Here is a 14,696-nt window from a genome sequence, read left to right on the forward strand (position 1 = left end):
CGCCCGGCGTCTCTTCGGCTAGGTGTCCGGAAGATTCGCCTTGCAAGCTTTGCCGCGGCGAACATGCTGAAGGGCGGACCGATCCGGGGTCCGGCGGAGAAGACGGGGCGGCATGACGATTCAGGGCGATACGCATTCGGGCGGCGTCCGTCCGCCCCGGCTGGACGCCACCCTGGTGACCCTGGTGCCCGCCCTGTCCGCCCGGTGGCGAGGTGTGCTGGCCTTTCTCCTGGTCGTCGTCGCGGTGCAGGCGGCGTACTGGGGCGTTGTTCAGCCGCTTCTGCTCTCTTCACCACGGACCGCAGAGGTCGACCGGATCGCCTTTGTCCGGACGCAACTGGCGGAGCTGGCCGAGCCGACTCCCAAGGCCGCTTTGACCGCCGCCTTCGCCGACGCCGAACTGCCGCTCACGGATTGCTGCGATCCCAGCTATCTGGCGCTCAGGCTCACGTTCGATCTGCCCGCCGTTCCGCCCGAGGGGCTCGGCATGGTCACATACCAGCAGGTCGACAACCTCATGGTCATGGTCAACGGCTCGATCGTCCTGTCGCAGGGTCGGATGGCGTTCGGCAGCCAGACCTTTGACGGCCAGCGACCGCATCTGATCCGGCTGCCGTCCGGTCTGGTGCGTGCGGGTTCGAACGAGATCGTGTTCATCACCGTCCGGCAGGGTTTCCCCTATACGGACCTGGTGCCACCGGTCCTGGGGCCGTGGGAACAGGTGTCGCCCTGGGCGGCGCAACGGATGTGGCAGTTCACCGACCGGGTGTTGATCTCCGGCTGGACGACCTTCCTGCTGGGCCTGTTCGCCGCCTTGCTGCTTTGGCGGGCACAGGACAGGCACTTCGCCTTCTGGCTGATGGTGCTGTGCTGGAGCTGGTCGGGACTGGCCGCCTATTCCCTCGTGCTGGATCCGCCGTTCGGCGGGATGGGACGGATGATCGCCTTCTTCGCCGTCAACAGCCTGGTGTCAGCGGCGCTGCTCGGCTTCATCGACGCCTGGACCGGAAAGCCGATCCGGGGGATTCAGGCGGCAACGGCCGCGGCCTGGCTGGTCTTCACCGGCGGGGTTGTCCTTTGGCTGCGGACGCAGCCCATGCCGCAGGGCTATGACGTGCCGGCGACCGTCTGGACCTGGTTCACCCTGGCCCTGGGCGTGGCGGTCGTGGGGCGGCTGGTCTGGCATTTCGTCCGACACGCCGAGCCGCGGCGGCTGGAAGCCGCCCTGCTGTCGGTCTGCGCGGTCTGCGCCGTTCTGGACGCAGCCGGCGACGGGTTCGGCCTGAACAGCGGCGGCTACCTCAAGGACGCGGCCCCCATCCTGCTGCTGGCCCTGGTGGCCGCCTTTCTCCAGCGGAACTTCACCCTGTTCCAGTCGTCGGTGACCCTGAACGCGATGCTGTCGGAGCGGCTGACCGCGCGCGAGACCGAACTGGAGGCGGCCCACGCCCGCGAACGTGAGCGGGTCCGTGACCAGGCCCATGACGAGGAGCGTCGCCGTATCATGCGCGACATGCACGACGGTCTGGGCAGTCAGTTGATGGGGCTTCTCCTGTCCGCACGTCGGGGCAAGGCCGATCCCGAGCGGATGGCGGAGGGCCTTCAGGCGGTGATCGACGAGATGCGGCTGATGATCGATTCCATGGATTCCGTGGGGGAATCGCTCGGGTCGGCGCTCACGACGTTCCACGAGCGGATCAGGCCGCGGGTGGAGGTCGCGGGGTTTGGCCTGGACTGGTCGAGCGGGATTGATCAGCCCCTGCCTGACTATCCGCCCCGCGCCGTGCTTCAGGTGTTCCGCATTCTTCAGGAGGCGGTGACCAATGCGCTCAAACACTCGGGTGGCGATCGCATCACGATCAATGTGGACCGGAGCCTCGACGGCGCAGTCCGGCTGATGATCGCAGATAACGGTGGGGGCATCCGCCCCGGTGGAACGGCCGGGCGAGGCCTGGCCAACATGCGGACCCGCGCGGCCGTCATCGGCGCCGCCCTGTCGATCGACAGCGACGCGCCGGGCGGTCGCATCCAGCTGGTCCTGCCTGCGTTAGGTGATGCGCCATGACGGCCCCGGACGTGCGCCGGATCGCCATCCTCGAGGATGATCCGGCGATCCGGGACCATTTCAGCGAGATCATCGGATCGTCCGACGATCTGGCGCTGTGCGCGACGGCATCGATGATCGCCGAGGTCTCCTTGCTGATCGCGGGACGGCCGGATCTGTTGCTGACCGACATCGGCCTGCCGGATGGAAATGGTCTGGACGTTCTTCCCGCCATCAAGGCGGCGACGGGGTGCAGAGCGCTGGTCATCACCGCCTTCGGCGACCGGGATACGGTCGTGGCGGCCATGAAGGCCGGGGCCGACGGCTATCTGCTGAAGGACAGTCCGGCGACGGTGATCCTGGACGGCATCCGGGTCACGCTCGACGGCGGCGCACCAATCAGCCCGGCGGCGGCGGTCTATCTGCTGGAACGGTTGCGCGCAGCCCCGACCCCGAGCCGACGCGAGGACCCCTCCGAGCCGTTGACCACGCGAGAGACCGAGCTCCTGACCATCTTCGCGCGTGGCCTCAGCTACAAGGAGGCGGCGCGTATCCTGGGCATATCGCCCCTGACGGTCGGCAACCACGTCAAGTCGATCTACCGGAAACTCGAGGTCAACTCGCGCGGAGAGGCCGTCTATGAGGCGGTCCGGCAAGGCCGGCTGGACATCAGGGACGGTTCGACGACCCGAGGCTGACGCTCAGCCCTATTCCACCGTCACCGACTTGGCCAGGTTCCTCGGCTGGTCGACGTCGGCGCCCTTCACCACGGCGACGTGGTAGGCGAGGAGCTGGATCGGGGCGGACATGACCAGGGCGGAGATCAGGGGGTCGCACGCCGGAGCCGTGACGACGACCTTGGCGCCGGCGGGGGCGTGTTTGGCACCCTCCGGGTCGGTGATGAAGACGACCTGACCGCCCCGGGCCATCACCTCGCTCATGTTGGAGGCGGACTTCTCGAACCAGGTGTCGAAGGGGGCCAGGATGATGACGGGGGTGGCTTCGTCGACCAGAGCGATCGGGCCGTGCTTCAGCTCGCCGGCGGCATAGCCCTCGGCATGGATATAGCTGATCTCCTTGAGCTTGAGCGCGCCCTCCAGCGCGAGCGCCGACATGGGGCCGCGACCGAGGTAGAGGACGTCGCGAGCCTTGGCGATCTCGGCGGCGACGTCCTTGATGGCGGATTCCAGGCCGATGGCCTCGGCGATCAGGCGGGGGGCACCCAAGAGGACCTTGACGAGGCGCTGTTCCTCGGCCGCATCGATCTTGTTCCGCGCACGCGCGGCCGCGATGGCCAGGGCGATCATGACGCTGACCTGGGCGGTGAAGGCCTTGGTCGAGGCGACGCCGATCTCGGGCCCGCAATGGATCGGCCAGACGTGATCCACCTCGCGCGCCATGGTCGATTCGGGAGCGTTGACGACGACGGCGGACTTCATGCCGGCGGCCTTGCAGTGACGCAGGGCGGCCAGGGTGTCGGCGGTCTCGCCCGACTGGCTCATGGCGATGGCCAGGGCGTTGGGGCGCAGGCTGGGGTTGCGATAGCGGAACTCGGACGCGATCTCGACGTCCACGGGCAGGTCGGCCAGGGCCTCGATCAGATAACGGCCGATCATGCCGGCGATCCAGGAAGTGCCACAGGCGACGATCTGGATCCGCTCCAGATTTTGCCAGTCGATGTCGCCGGGGATGGAGGCGGTGCCGTTCAGGACATCGACATAGGCGGCAATCGTTCGTTGGCAGCCTTCGGGCTGGTCGTGGATCTCCTTTTCCATGAAGTGGCGATAGTTGCCCTTCTCCATGAGGGCAGCGGAGGCGGGCACGGTCTTGACCGGGCGGGCGACCTCGCCGGTGGCGTCGAAGATACGGGCGCCCTCGTGGCTGAGCAGGACGTAGTCGCCGTCCTCCAGATAGGTGATCTTGTTGGTGAAGGGGCCCAGCGCCAGTCCGTCGGAGCCGATGAACATCTCGCCGTCGCCGTGACCGACGGCGAGCGGCGGGCCGTTCCGGGCCGCCAGGATCACTTCGTCCTCGCCGCCGATCAGGACGCACAGCGCAAAGGCACCCGAGAGCCGGTCGAGCGTGGCCTTGAAGGCGGCGAGGGGGGCCAGGCCGGTGTTCAGGTTGGTGTCCAGCAGGTGGGCGACCACCTCGGTGTCGGTGTCGGACGAGAAGACGCGGCCGGCGGCGATCAGCTCGGCCTTCAGCTCGGCGAAATTCTCGATGATGCCGTTGTGGACGACGGCGACGCGGCCGGCGATGTGGGGGTGGGCGTTCCGCTCGGTCGGGGCGCCGTGGGTGGCCCAGCGGGTGTGGCCGATGCCGGTGGTGGCCTCCAGCGGCTGGGCGGCGAGGACTTTTTCCAGTTCCTTCAGCTTGCCGGGCGCGCGGCGGCGTTCGAGCACACCGTCGACCTTGGCGGCGATGCCGGCGGAGTCGTAGCCCCGGTACTCCAGCCGTTTCAGGCTTTCGACCAGGCGGTCGGCGACGGGGGACTTACCGACGATGCCGATGATGCCGCACATGAGTTCTGCTCCAGATGGGTCGCCGCGACGCCTGCGGACTTCGATCCGGACTCGCCTCTATGGGATATTAAGGGGCAAGACAGCTAATATGGAGTTTCGGAAGGTTTCCGTGTCAGGACGGCCGCCGAAACGATCAGGAGACCCGCTTTGGGCGACAGGAAATATTTCGGCACCGACGGCATCCGCGGCCGGGCCAACACCTATCCGATGACGGCCGAGGTCGCGCTGCGGGTCGGGCTGGCGGCGGGCAAGCTGTTCATGTCGGGCGACGACCGGCGACACCTGGTGGTGATCGGCAAGGATACGCGCCTGTCGGGCTACACGATCGAGCCGGCGCTGGTGGCGGGGTTCGCGAGCGTGGGCATGGATGTGCTGACCTTCGGGCCGTTGCCGACGCCGGGGGTGGCGATGATGACGCGGTCGATGCGGGCCGACCTGGGGGTCATGATCAGCGCCAGCCACAACGACTATGCCGACAACGGGATCAAGCTGTTCGGGCCCGACGGCTACAAGCTGTCGGACGAGACCGAGCTGAAGATCGAAGGGATGATGGACGCGGGCCTTGAGGAAGGCCTGGCCGGGTCCAGCGCGCTGGGCCGGGTCAAGCGGATCGACGACGCCCAGGCCCGCTATATCGAGATCGCCAAGGCGGCGTTCCCGCGTCACCTGAGCCTGCAAGGCCTGCGCATCGCCATCGATTGCGCCAACGGGGCCGGGTACAAGGTCGCGCCGACGACCCTCTATGAACTGGGGGCCGAGGTCTGTTCGGTCGGGGTGACGCCGAACGGCACCAACATCAACGCCGAATGCGGCTCGACCCACCCGCAGACCCTGTCGGCGGCGGTCAAACAGTACCGGGCCGACATCGGCATCGCGCTCGACGGCGACGCCGACCGGCTGATCATCTGCGACGAGAACGGCAAGGTGGTGGACGGGGACCAGATCATGGCCCTGATCGGTCTGGACTGGGCGCGGCGCGGCCTGCTGCAGGGCGGCGGCGTGGTGGCGACGGTGATGTCGAACCTGGGACTGGAGCGGGCGCTGAAGGCAGAGGGGCTGACGCTGGAGCGGACCAAGGTGGGCGACCGCTATGTGATGGAGCGGATGCGCGAGGGCGGCTTCAACCTGGGCGGCGAACAGTCCGGGCATCTGATCCTGCACGACCATGCGACGACGGGCGACGGACTGATGGCGGCCTTGCAGGTGCTGGCCGTCATGGTCGAGACCGGCAAGCCGATGAGCGAGCTCGCGCGCCAGTTCGACCCGGTGCCGCAGCTGCTGAAGAACGTGCGCTATTCGGCGGGCAAACCGCTGGAGGATGCCACGGTCATCGCCGCCATCGCCGCGGGCGAGGCGCGACTGAATGGCGCAGGCCGGCTTCTGGTCCGGCCCTCGGGCACCGAGAAGCTGATCCGCGTGATGGCCGAGGGCGACGACGCGGCGCTGGTGAAATCGGTGGTCGCCGATGTCGCGGGGGCGGTGCAGGCGGCGGGCTGACCCGTTCTTCCTGGGTCGGGGTTGCGCTCGCGACGCGGGAAATCCGGACCCGCGAGCCGCAGCCTTCCCGCCACCGTCAATGTACGGTAACGTGCATTTCTATTGATATTTCAATGCACAAATGATGTCCCCGAATTGGCGAAAACGCCGAACAACGGTTGACAGACTGTTTACAACCGGCCCACGTTTCCCTCAACAATAGGGAGAAACAACCATGCCGACCTTCACCGGAACGACCGGAATTGACGATCTGATCGGGGGGGCGGGCGACGACATCATCGACGGCTTCGAGGGCGGCGACTCCATCCGTGGGGGTGCCGGCAACGACGTCATTCGCGGCGGCGACGAGACCGGGGCGCTGGAAAATGCGGGCGACGGGGTCGACGGCGGCGACGGCGACGACCAGATCTCCGGCGGGGCCGGACGGGACTTCCTGATGGGCGGGCGTGGCCGGGACACGGTCAACGGCGATGACGGCGTGGACTTCATCACCGGCGGCCTGGCAACCCTGACCTTCACCGACGGCTTCCTCGGGAACGTGGCGGTTCGCACCCCAAGCTTGAGCAACTATGTCGACGACAACGAGATCGACACACTGAACGGCGGCGCGGGCGACGACACGATCACCGCCGGCCAGGGCGACATCGCCGACGGCGGCATCGGCACGGATCGGCTGCGCATCGACCTGTCCGCCCGGACGGCCGGCGTGACGATCGAGATGGCGGGCGATGCCCTGGCCGGGCAAGCCGCCTATGCAGGGGTCACAGGCGGGACCTTCACCAATTTCGAGACCTTCCAGGCCGTCCTGACGAACTTCAACGACCAATTCTTCGGGGGCGCGACCAACGAAGGCATCTCTGCCGGCGCGGGCAATGACCTGATCGAGGGTCGGCTGGGCGACGACAGCCTGAGCGGCGACGACGGCGACGACATCATCCTGGGTGGCGTCGGCAATGACAGCATCGACGGTGGCGCCGGGCGCGACATCATCGATGGCGGCGACGGCAACGACAACCTGACCTCCTCTTTTAATTTCGGCTCGCTGCTGCAGAATGCCGCCGGGCGGACCGTTTCCGGGGCGGAACTCGACGACGGAATTGCCGAAACGGTAACGGGCGGCGCGGGCGACGACACGGCGTTCATCGGCTTTGGTGACAGCTTCGACGGTGGCGACGGCAACGACGTCATCAACGTCAGCCTGATCGCCCGGACGTCGGGGGTAAATCTGGACCTGACGACCGACGGCGTCGCACGACTGGGTGCCGTGATCGGCGGCACCCTGACCTCGGTCGAGGTCCTGGGCAACAACATCCGCCTGACCAATTTCGACGATTCCTTCAACGTCGCCCGCAGCGGGAATTTCTACGGCCTCGGCGGCAACGACACGATGACCGGCGACGTCGCCACCCAGTTCTTCGGCGGCAATGCCGGTGACGACACCATCGACGCAGGCGGCGGCGCGGACCGGATCTGGAGCGGCCAGGGCGACGACACCGGCATCGGTGGCCTCGGCGACGACATCCTTTACGGCGACGAGGACAACGACAACGGCCTGAACGGCTATCTGGCCGCCGGCCGCGACACGCTGGACGGGGGCGCGGGTAACGACACCGTCTACGGCAACGGCGGCGACGACTTCATCCTGGGCGGCGACGGCAACGACTTTCTGTACGGCGATCTCTACAGCGGCGGTGCCGTCGGGCCACGAGGCGGCGGCGTGCTGGTTTCGGGCAATGACACCATCGACGGTGGCGCGGGCATCGACACCATCTTCGGCAACGACGGCGACGATCGTCTGACCGGCGGCCTCGGCAATGACATCATCGACGGCGGGGCCGGCACGGACACGGCTGTCTTCAACGGCGCCTACGCCAGCTACACAATCTCGACCCTGAACGGCCTGACCACCGTGACCGGGGCGGACGGATCCGATCGCCTGACCAATGTCGAGCGTCTGCAGTTCTCGGACGTGGCCTTCACCCTCGGCGGGCCGCAGCCCGTGATCCAGCAGGGCAACGCCGCGCCTGACACCCTGGCGGGCGGGGCCGGCGACGACCTGATCGTGGGCGGCGGCGGTGCCGACACCCTGACCGGCGGCGCGGGTGCCGACGTGTTCCGCTACACCGCAGCCTCGGATTCGTCGGCCGGTTCCCAGGACACGATCACCGACTTCCAGTCGGGCGTGGACCAGATCGATCTGGCCGCTCTGAACGCCACCTCGGTCAGCGTCGGGCGACTGGCCGACGGCAGTTCGGTGGTCTTCGCCGAAACCCCCGGCGGCCCGGTGCAGATCTTCGTCCGGGGCTCCAACGTCAATGCCGACGATTTCATCTATAACGGCAACTTCGGCGTCTATGTGATCGGTTCGGCGGGCGCCGACACCATCTTCGGTTCCAGCACCGCCGATCCCATCTTCGGCGGCGCGGGCGCCGATATTCTGATCGGCGGCGGCGGCGCGGATGCCATAGGCGGCGGGGCCGGGGCGGACGTGTTCCGCTATGACGGACGCGGCGATTCCAACCAGACCTCGGGCTTCGACAACCTGTACGACTTTACGACGGGCGAGGACCGGATCGACATTACCGCCCTGCGAGCGACCTCGGTCACCATCTATCGCGAAGCCAACGGCTGGAGCTATGTCTATGCCGAGACGGCCCAGGGGCTGTTCCTGACCACGGCGGTGGGGCGCACGGTCAACGGCAGCGACATCGACTATGGCGGCGGGTTCGGCGTCTACATGGAGGGCTCGGCTTCGGCCGACATCCTGGTCGGGTCGTCGCTGGCCGATCCGATCGTCGGCAACGCGGGCAATGACATCATCGCCGGTGGCGGGGGTGCCGACCAGCTGTTCGGCGGGGCGGGCGCGGATACGTTCCGCTACGACCGGGTCTCGGATTCGACCTCGGGCGCGGCGGACATCATCTATGACTTCGTCTCGGGAACGGACCGGATCGACCTGACTGCCGTGCGTACGGGGGCCAGCGACACCTTCGGCATCGCCTATCTGAACGGCGCGTCCTTCCTGTTCGTCGACCTGGGCGGCAACGGGACCAACGACATGGTCGTCGGTCTGACCAACACCACCCTGCGGACAGCCGACGTGATCTGGGCGGCCGGCGGAATCGGCGAGGAAACGGGCGTCAAGGACGCGGGCCCGTCTGTCCTGCCGGCCCTGGACGATCTCGACGCAGGATCCGGCCTTTCGAGCCTGTCCGGCCGGTTCATGCTGGACCTCGACCCGACCGCGAGCCAGGGCGCCTATCACGGCCAGGACTGGTACCTCTAGAAGGAGCCGGATCGGACAAGGAGGGGCCGCAGCGCGGTTCCTCCGAGGCCGTCCCGGTGTTCAGACGTCCTCGACCGCGACCCGCACGGCGTCGATCAGGCCCACGGCCCGGCGCGCATAGGGTTCGATCCAGCGGTCGTGGACGGCCTTGATCGGCAAGGCATTGAGGTGGTTCCAGCGTTCGCGGCCCTCGCGCCGCGCGACCACCAGCCCCGCCGCTTCCAGCACCTTAAGATGCTGCATGACCGTGCAGCGATCGAGACCGTCAAAGGTCTCGCACAGGTCGCCCGTCGTGCGCGGCCCATCCTTCAACGCATCCAGCATCCGGCGCCGGACCGGCGCGCCGAGCGCCTTGAAGACGGCGTCCGTCTCTGATTCGGTTGACACGTTATATTTTTATAACCTAACTGGCCTCGCAGCAAGGAGAGCCGGTCATGGAGTTCAGGTTTCAGGTCTCGGGCCGGATCGCCCGCCCGGTCGCCGAGGTGTTCGAGGCAGTGGCCGATCCAGGCAAGCTGTCGCACTATTTCACCACCGGTGGGGCCAGGGGCCGGCTGGAGACCGGGGCGACCGTGACCTGGGACTTTCGCGACTTCCCCGGCGCCTTCCCGGTCGAGGTGGTCGAGGTGGTGCCCAATGCGAAGATCGTGCTGCGCTGGGAGGCCAACGACGGCCCTCCCGAAGGCGAGGCGGCTCCGGCGGGCAAGGGATACATGACCACGGTCACCATGACCTTCGCACCGCTGGACGACGACACCCGCACCCTGGTCACCATCGCCGAGGAAGGCTGGCGCGAGACCGAGACCGGGCTCAAGGCGTCCTACGGCAACTGCATGGGCTGGTCGCAGATGCTGTGCGCCATGAAGGCGTGGATCGAGCATGGCCTCAACATCCGCGAGGGGATGTATCGGTAGGCCTCAGGCGGGTTTCGGCCGCGCCTGCATGGCCCCGGTCATGGGGATGAAGAAGACGCCGACGTCGCGGCGGGAGTGGACGCGACCCTCGGCGTCCTTGGTGTAGACGTACAGGACCTGGCCCCGCCTGAACGGCTGGCCGATCGGGATGATCAGCTTGCCGCCGGGCTTGAGCTGGCGGAACAGTTCGGGCGGGGCGTACTGGGCCACGCAGGTCAGCATGATGGTGTCGAAGCCCTCGGTCACCTCGGGCCAGCCGAAATAGCCGTCGCCGACCCGGCCGTGGACGTTCGTGTATCCCAGCGGCGCGAAGATCCGGCCCACCGCCCGGCCGATCGGCTCGATGATCTCGATCGTATAGGCATCGCGGACGATGCGTCCGAGCAGGGACGACTGGAAGCCCGAGCCGGTGCCGATCTCGAGCGTCACATCGGTGGGCTTGGGTGCGGCCAGCTGGGTCATATAGGCCTGGCCCAGATAGTCGGACAGGACGGAGCCGTGGCCGATGGCCCAGGGCTTGGGGTTGGCCTCATAGGCCTGGTAGGCGGTCGAGGCCTGTGACGCGTAGGCGTAGTGGAAATACTCGCGCGGCACGCTCTCGAAGGCGGCGATGACGGCCGGGTCGGCGACGCCGTTGAAGCGCCCGGCCAGATAGGCGCGGATACGTTCGATGGCGGCGGGCTTCCTGGCGTTGATCTCGGTCCACTGGGCCTCGGTGACGACGTGGGGACGACCGGAGGCCTGCATCGCGGCGTCGAAGGCGGCGTAGGTCCAGGGCGAGGCGGGGGCGCGGACGGTGGTCGAGACGGCGGAGGCGGCGGGTGCACCGGCGGTGGCCGCCGTGGGGGCGGCGGGTGTCGCGGCGGGGGCGGCCCCGCCCGGTGTCTGGCCGGGATTCAGGCGGGCCTGAAGCTTCTTCGTCGTGGCTTCGTCGCAGCCGACGAGGGCCGTGGCGGCAGTGGCGGCAGTGCCGGTAATCAGGGCACGGCGGTCGATCGTGGTCATGCGGGCGTCTCCAGCGGCGTCTGGCCAGGGCTGTCGAAGGTGGGATTGATGACGTTTCCGGCCGGGTGCGAGACGGTGCCGGTCCGGCGCACCGACACCGGCAGGGCCGTCGGCAGGGCGAGGAAGGCCAGGGTGTAGAGACCGGCCGCCGCGATCAGCAGGGACGAAAAGCCGATATCCCGGCTCATCAGATTGGCCAGGGGCGTGGCGACGACGGAAAAGGCGCCGTTGAGGCCCCAGGCCCAGGGCAGGGCCCGCCCCTCCCCCACCGAAATCAGGCCCAGCGGGAAGGGCAGGCCGAGCGCCAGAGACACCGGTGCGGCGGCCAGGAGAACGATCCCGGCGCGGGCCCACCATGGCTGGTCAAGCGTCCGCATGATGACGTCCTCGGCTCCCAGCAACATGGCCCCGATCCAGGCCAGGACGATGATGAGCCCCACCGCCGAGGCCGCCTTGGGGAAGCCCGCGACCGCACCCGCGACCATGGAGCCGAGGCCGGAGAAGATCAGCATGGCGGTCAGGACGATGGCGAAGGCCGAGGAATAGTCGTTCAGATAGAAGGCGGCCCGATCGATCAGCAGGATCTCGATGAACAGGAAACCGAGGCCCAGCGCCGGGAAATAGAGGACGGGCCAGAACCGGCGACGCTCAACCTTTCCGGCGGCCTTGTGGTGGAACAGGGCGGGGGCCAGCAGCACAAGCGCCGCGATCAGGATGGCCTGGCCCAGGACCGCGACATTGACCAGGGCGCCGATCTCGGCCTGGGGCAGGACCTCCAGCCGCTTGATCAGGGTCGCGGGATGTTCGAGCCGAAGCGACGAATAGAAGGCGGGACGGTCCAGCGTCGCGGGGCGGATGTTGAAGGCGGTGCTGGAGGGCGATGGTCGACCAGCGAGGACGGCGGCGACCTCGTTGGCGATCGCGTCGTCGGGGCCGCTGGACGTCATCTGGCCGGTCTCGAACGAGACGCTGGGCAGGTCGTTGAACAGGCGGGCACGGGCGGCGGTGACGTCGAGACCGGGGGCCCAGGAGACGTCGAAGGACCGGGCCTCGCAGAAGGTCCTCAACGCCGCGGCGTCGGCAGGCGAGAACGGCGTCGGCGAGACCAGGATCCGCGCGTTCCAGGCCGAGCGATAGACCATGACATGGGCGGCGGGGTCGCCGATGCCGCGCGTGGTCAGGGCCTCGCGCGCCGTGGCCAGCACGCGCAGGGCATAGACCGGAAAGTCGCGGATCGAGACCGAGACCGAAATGACGCCGCCGGGCCGCAGCGCCGCCAGATAGGCCTGCATCGCCTCGACCGTCAGGCCTGTGACATTGGCCGGGGCCGCGTCCACGAAGTCGGCGGAGACATCGACGATGTCGTAGCGGTTGGGACCGGCCTGCCAGGCGGCGGCGACGGGGCCGGTGTCGAGCAGGCGCACGCGCGGATCGGTCGGCAGGGCGGGTGACGGGCCGAGCCCCTGCATCAGGGCGGCGCGCAGCACGGGTTCGCCCTCGACCCCGTCGATCTGGTGAGCGCCCAGGGCCAGCGCCTCGGCGACGCGGAACCCGCCGGACATCCCGACCAGCAGCACCTCGGCCTCGGGGCGCAGGACATAGGGGGCGGCGCTGAGGGCGCTGGGGGCATAGGCGGCGTCGCGGCCGAACAGCTTGGGCAGGGAGGCGATCCGGTTGCCGTCGCGGTACAGGCCGAAGGTCGCGGGCGGGCCGGGGATGTTCATCATTCCGGCGTTGTTCGACACGTCGGCGTCGACCCGCTCGGTGAAGTCGTCGAGCAGCAGATAGTGGCCCCGGGGTGCGCGGATTTCGGCGACGACCTTCGCGCCCGGGGTGTTCAGGGGGGCGTAGATGGCCTTGAACTCGCTGAAGGCCGGGGCCGGACCGGTGAACAGCAGGTACTCGCCCCCAACGAGGGCGGCCAGCGCCAGAACGCCGCCGATCCAGCGGCTGCGGCCCGGCTGGAACCAGGGCGCGAGGGCCAGCGGGATCAGCAGAACGGGGGCCAGCAGGAAGGGATGGACGACGAACATCAGCCCCAGGGCCACCGCCGAGCCCAGTCCCGCGCCAATCAGATCATAGCCATAGACCCGGCCGATCTCGCGGTGATTCAGGACGAAGATCAGCGAGATATAGAGGCCGGCGAGGAAGAAGAAGGGCAGGAGCGCTGCGTAATACAGGCCGATGTTGCGGACCTGATCGGGCCAGGTGGTCGGGTTCTGGAGCTGGAGCGGATTGAAGGGATTGGCCGTCATGACCTGGAACCCGATCGCGGCGGCCAGCACCATGGCGGCGGGCAGGATGGCCCTCAGGGGCACGCCTAATCTGGCGGTCGTGTCGCGGAACAGGGCGACGAAGACCCCGCTGAGCGCGAACCCGGCCATGACGATGGAGATGATCCAGTAGCCATACTCCGACCATTTCGCGACGGCGAAATAGCGGGTCAGGGCGTTCTCGATCCCCACCACGCCGAGCGCGATCAGGAACAGGGGGATCAGGGCCGCGCGGGCAGCAGGGGCGGCGGCCTTCACGGGGTCGCTCCCGACGCGTCGAGGCGGTCGAGGAAGTCGATCAGCAAGGCGTTGAACCGCTCGGGTTCGTCCACGAACAGGGCGTGTCCCGCCGCATCGAACACGGCGACCGAGGCGTTCGATTTGGTGGCGACGAGGTTGGCCGCCTGTTCGCGCCAGCGTGGCCGGATAACGTAGAGGACCGGCCCCCGCACCGAATGGACGGCGTCGCGCCAGGTCTCGCGTGGCGTGTCGTAGGCCAGCAGCCGGCGCTCGTCGGCCTGGTCCATGCGCAGGGCCTGATCGGTCAGACGGGCGCGGTACTCGGCGCCGGGATCGCGGGCGAACATGGAGGCGACGAAGGCGGCGCGCCGACGACGGCGTTCGGCCTCGGGGATGGGGGCCGCGTCGGCGGGACTGGCAGTGGACGCCCCTTCACGCGCGACCGGCGCGGGCGGCTCACCGATGGAGTTGTCGATCAGGACGAGGCCGGCAATCCGGGCATCACCCGCCTGATGCACCCAGGACAGGGCGTCGAGCACCCCGAGCGACCAGCCCACCAGCACCACCGGCTGTGATCCTCCTGCGGCGGCGATCAGGTCGCCGATATCGGCACCGCGCCGTTCCCAAGCATAGCCGAAGCGGGTGACCTCGCTGTCACCCTGGCCGCGCGGATCCAGGGCGAGGACGTGGAAACGGTCCGACAGGGCGGCGATCTGGGGCTCGAAGATCCCGCCGGGCATGGTCCAGCCGGGGACCAAGATCACGGTCCGGGCCAGCGAAGGGCCCGCCTCCAGATAATGAAGACGGGCCCCGTCGCTGGTGATGAAGGTACGGCTCGCAGGCGGTATCCCCGAGGCCATGGCGACGCCCCCCGACGCCATCATGACCCCAACGGCCAGCCACGCAGCGCCG

The 14,696-nt window shown here is 68.2% G+C and carries 10 protein-coding genes; 5 read left to right on the forward strand and 5 right to left on the reverse strand.

Annotated features, from left to right (window positions below):
* Positions 1 to 112: 112 nt before the first annotated feature.
* Complete coding sequence (locus O5K39_RS01805; protein WP_271145601.1) at positions 113 to 2,065, forward strand: ATP-binding protein; 1,953 nt, start codon at positions 113 to 115, stop codon at positions 2,063 to 2,065.
* Positions 2,062 to 2,742 carry a response regulator transcription factor gene (locus O5K39_RS01810; RefSeq protein ID WP_271145602.1) on the forward strand — a complete coding sequence of 227 codons (681 nt, stop codon included), beginning with the start codon at positions 2,062 to 2,064 and terminating at the stop codon, positions 2,740 to 2,742. Before O5K39_RS01805 ends, O5K39_RS01810 begins: the two co-directional genes overlap by 4 nt.
* A 9-nt stretch (positions 2,743 to 2,751) precedes the next feature.
* Here the strand turns inward: O5K39_RS01810 and glmS are convergent, their stop codons facing one another.
* Complete coding sequence (glmS, locus tag O5K39_RS01815; RefSeq protein ID WP_271145603.1) at positions 2,752 to 4,569, reverse strand: glutamine--fructose-6-phosphate transaminase (isomerizing); 1,818 nt, start codon at positions 4,567 to 4,569, stop codon at positions 2,752 to 2,754.
* Positions 4,570 to 4,716: 147 nt separating this feature from the next.
* On the opposite strand from glmS, the gene glmM reads away from it, so the two are divergent.
* Both glmM and O5K39_RS01825 read left to right on the forward strand, forming a co-directional pair.
* Positions 4,717 to 6,066 carry a phosphoglucosamine mutase gene (gene glmM, locus O5K39_RS01820; RefSeq protein WP_271145604.1) on the forward strand — a complete coding sequence of 450 codons (1,350 nt, stop codon included), beginning with the start codon at positions 4,717 to 4,719 and terminating at the stop codon, positions 6,064 to 6,066.
* Between the two features lie 214 nt (positions 6,067 to 6,280).
* Positions 6,281 to 9,352 carry a calcium-binding protein gene (locus O5K39_RS01825; protein WP_271145605.1) on the forward strand — a complete coding sequence of 1,024 codons (3,072 nt, stop codon included), beginning with the start codon at positions 6,281 to 6,283 and terminating at the stop codon, positions 9,350 to 9,352.
* A 60-nt stretch (positions 9,353 to 9,412) separates the two neighbouring features.
* Here the strand turns inward: O5K39_RS01825 and O5K39_RS01830 are convergent, their stop codons facing one another.
* The gene (locus tag O5K39_RS01830; protein WP_271145606.1) at positions 9,413 to 9,739 is read right to left on the reverse strand and encodes a metalloregulator ArsR/SmtB family transcription factor; all 327 of its coding nucleotides are present in this window, start codon (positions 9,737 to 9,739) and stop codon (positions 9,413 to 9,415) included.
* 47 nt (positions 9,740 to 9,786) lie between these two features.
* Here O5K39_RS01830 and O5K39_RS01835 point away from each other — a divergent pair, with 47 nt between their 5' ends.
* Entirely contained in the window at positions 9,787 to 10,266 is a 480-nt protein-coding gene (locus tag O5K39_RS01835; RefSeq protein WP_271145607.1) for an SRPBCC domain-containing protein, read from the forward strand.
* 3 nt (positions 10,267 to 10,269) lie between these two features.
* Here O5K39_RS01835 and O5K39_RS01840 read toward each other — a convergent pair whose 3' ends face one another.
* The 3 genes from O5K39_RS01840 to O5K39_RS01850 are packed head-to-tail and all read right to left on the reverse strand — an operon-like array spanning position 10,270 to position 14,668.
* Positions 10,270 to 11,271: a protein-L-isoaspartate O-methyltransferase gene (locus tag O5K39_RS01840; RefSeq protein ID WP_271145608.1), complete on the reverse strand. Its 1,002-nt coding sequence runs from the start codon at positions 11,269 to 11,271 to the stop codon at positions 10,270 to 10,272.
* The gene (locus tag O5K39_RS01845; protein WP_271145609.1) at positions 11,268 to 13,802 is read right to left on the reverse strand and encodes a hypothetical protein; all 2,535 of its coding nucleotides are present in this window, start codon (positions 13,800 to 13,802) and stop codon (positions 11,268 to 11,270) included. Before O5K39_RS01845 ends, O5K39_RS01840 begins: the two co-directional genes overlap by 4 nt.
* Complete coding sequence (locus O5K39_RS01850) at positions 13,799 to 14,668, reverse strand: alpha/beta hydrolase (RefSeq protein ID WP_271145610.1); 870 nt, start codon at positions 14,666 to 14,668, stop codon at positions 13,799 to 13,801. Before O5K39_RS01850 ends, O5K39_RS01845 begins: the two co-directional genes overlap by 4 nt.
* Between the last annotated feature and the right edge of the window lie 28 nt (positions 14,669 to 14,696).

Origin of the sequence: Brevundimonas sp. NIBR10, from assembly GCF_027912515.1 — a bacterium.
GTDB lineage: Bacteria > Pseudomonadota > Alphaproteobacteria > Caulobacterales > Caulobacteraceae > Brevundimonas.

Coding starts and splice junctions, on each gene's coding strand:
- O5K39_RS01805 (WP_271145601.1), top strand. CDS start 113: ATGACGATTCAGGGCGATACGCATTCGGGCGGCGTCCGTCCGCCCCGG.
- O5K39_RS01810 (WP_271145602.1), top strand. CDS start 2,062: ATGACGGCCCCGGACGTGCGCCGGATCGCCATCCTCGAGGATGATCCG.
- glmS (WP_271145603.1), bottom strand. CDS start 4,569: ATGTGCGGCATCATCGGCATCGTCGGTAAGTCCCCCGTCGCCGACCGC.
- O5K39_RS01825 (WP_271145605.1), top strand. CDS start 6,281: ATGCCGACCTTCACCGGAACGACCGGAATTGACGATCTGATCGGGGGG.
- O5K39_RS01835 (WP_271145607.1), top strand. CDS start 9,787: ATGGAGTTCAGGTTTCAGGTCTCGGGCCGGATCGCCCGCCCGGTCGCC.
- O5K39_RS01840 (WP_271145608.1), bottom strand. CDS start 11,271: ATGACCACGATCGACCGCCGTGCCCTGATTACCGGCACTGCCGCCACT.
- O5K39_RS01850 (WP_271145610.1), bottom strand. CDS start 14,668: ATGATGGCGTCGGGGGGCGTCGCCATGGCCTCGGGGATACCGCCTGCG.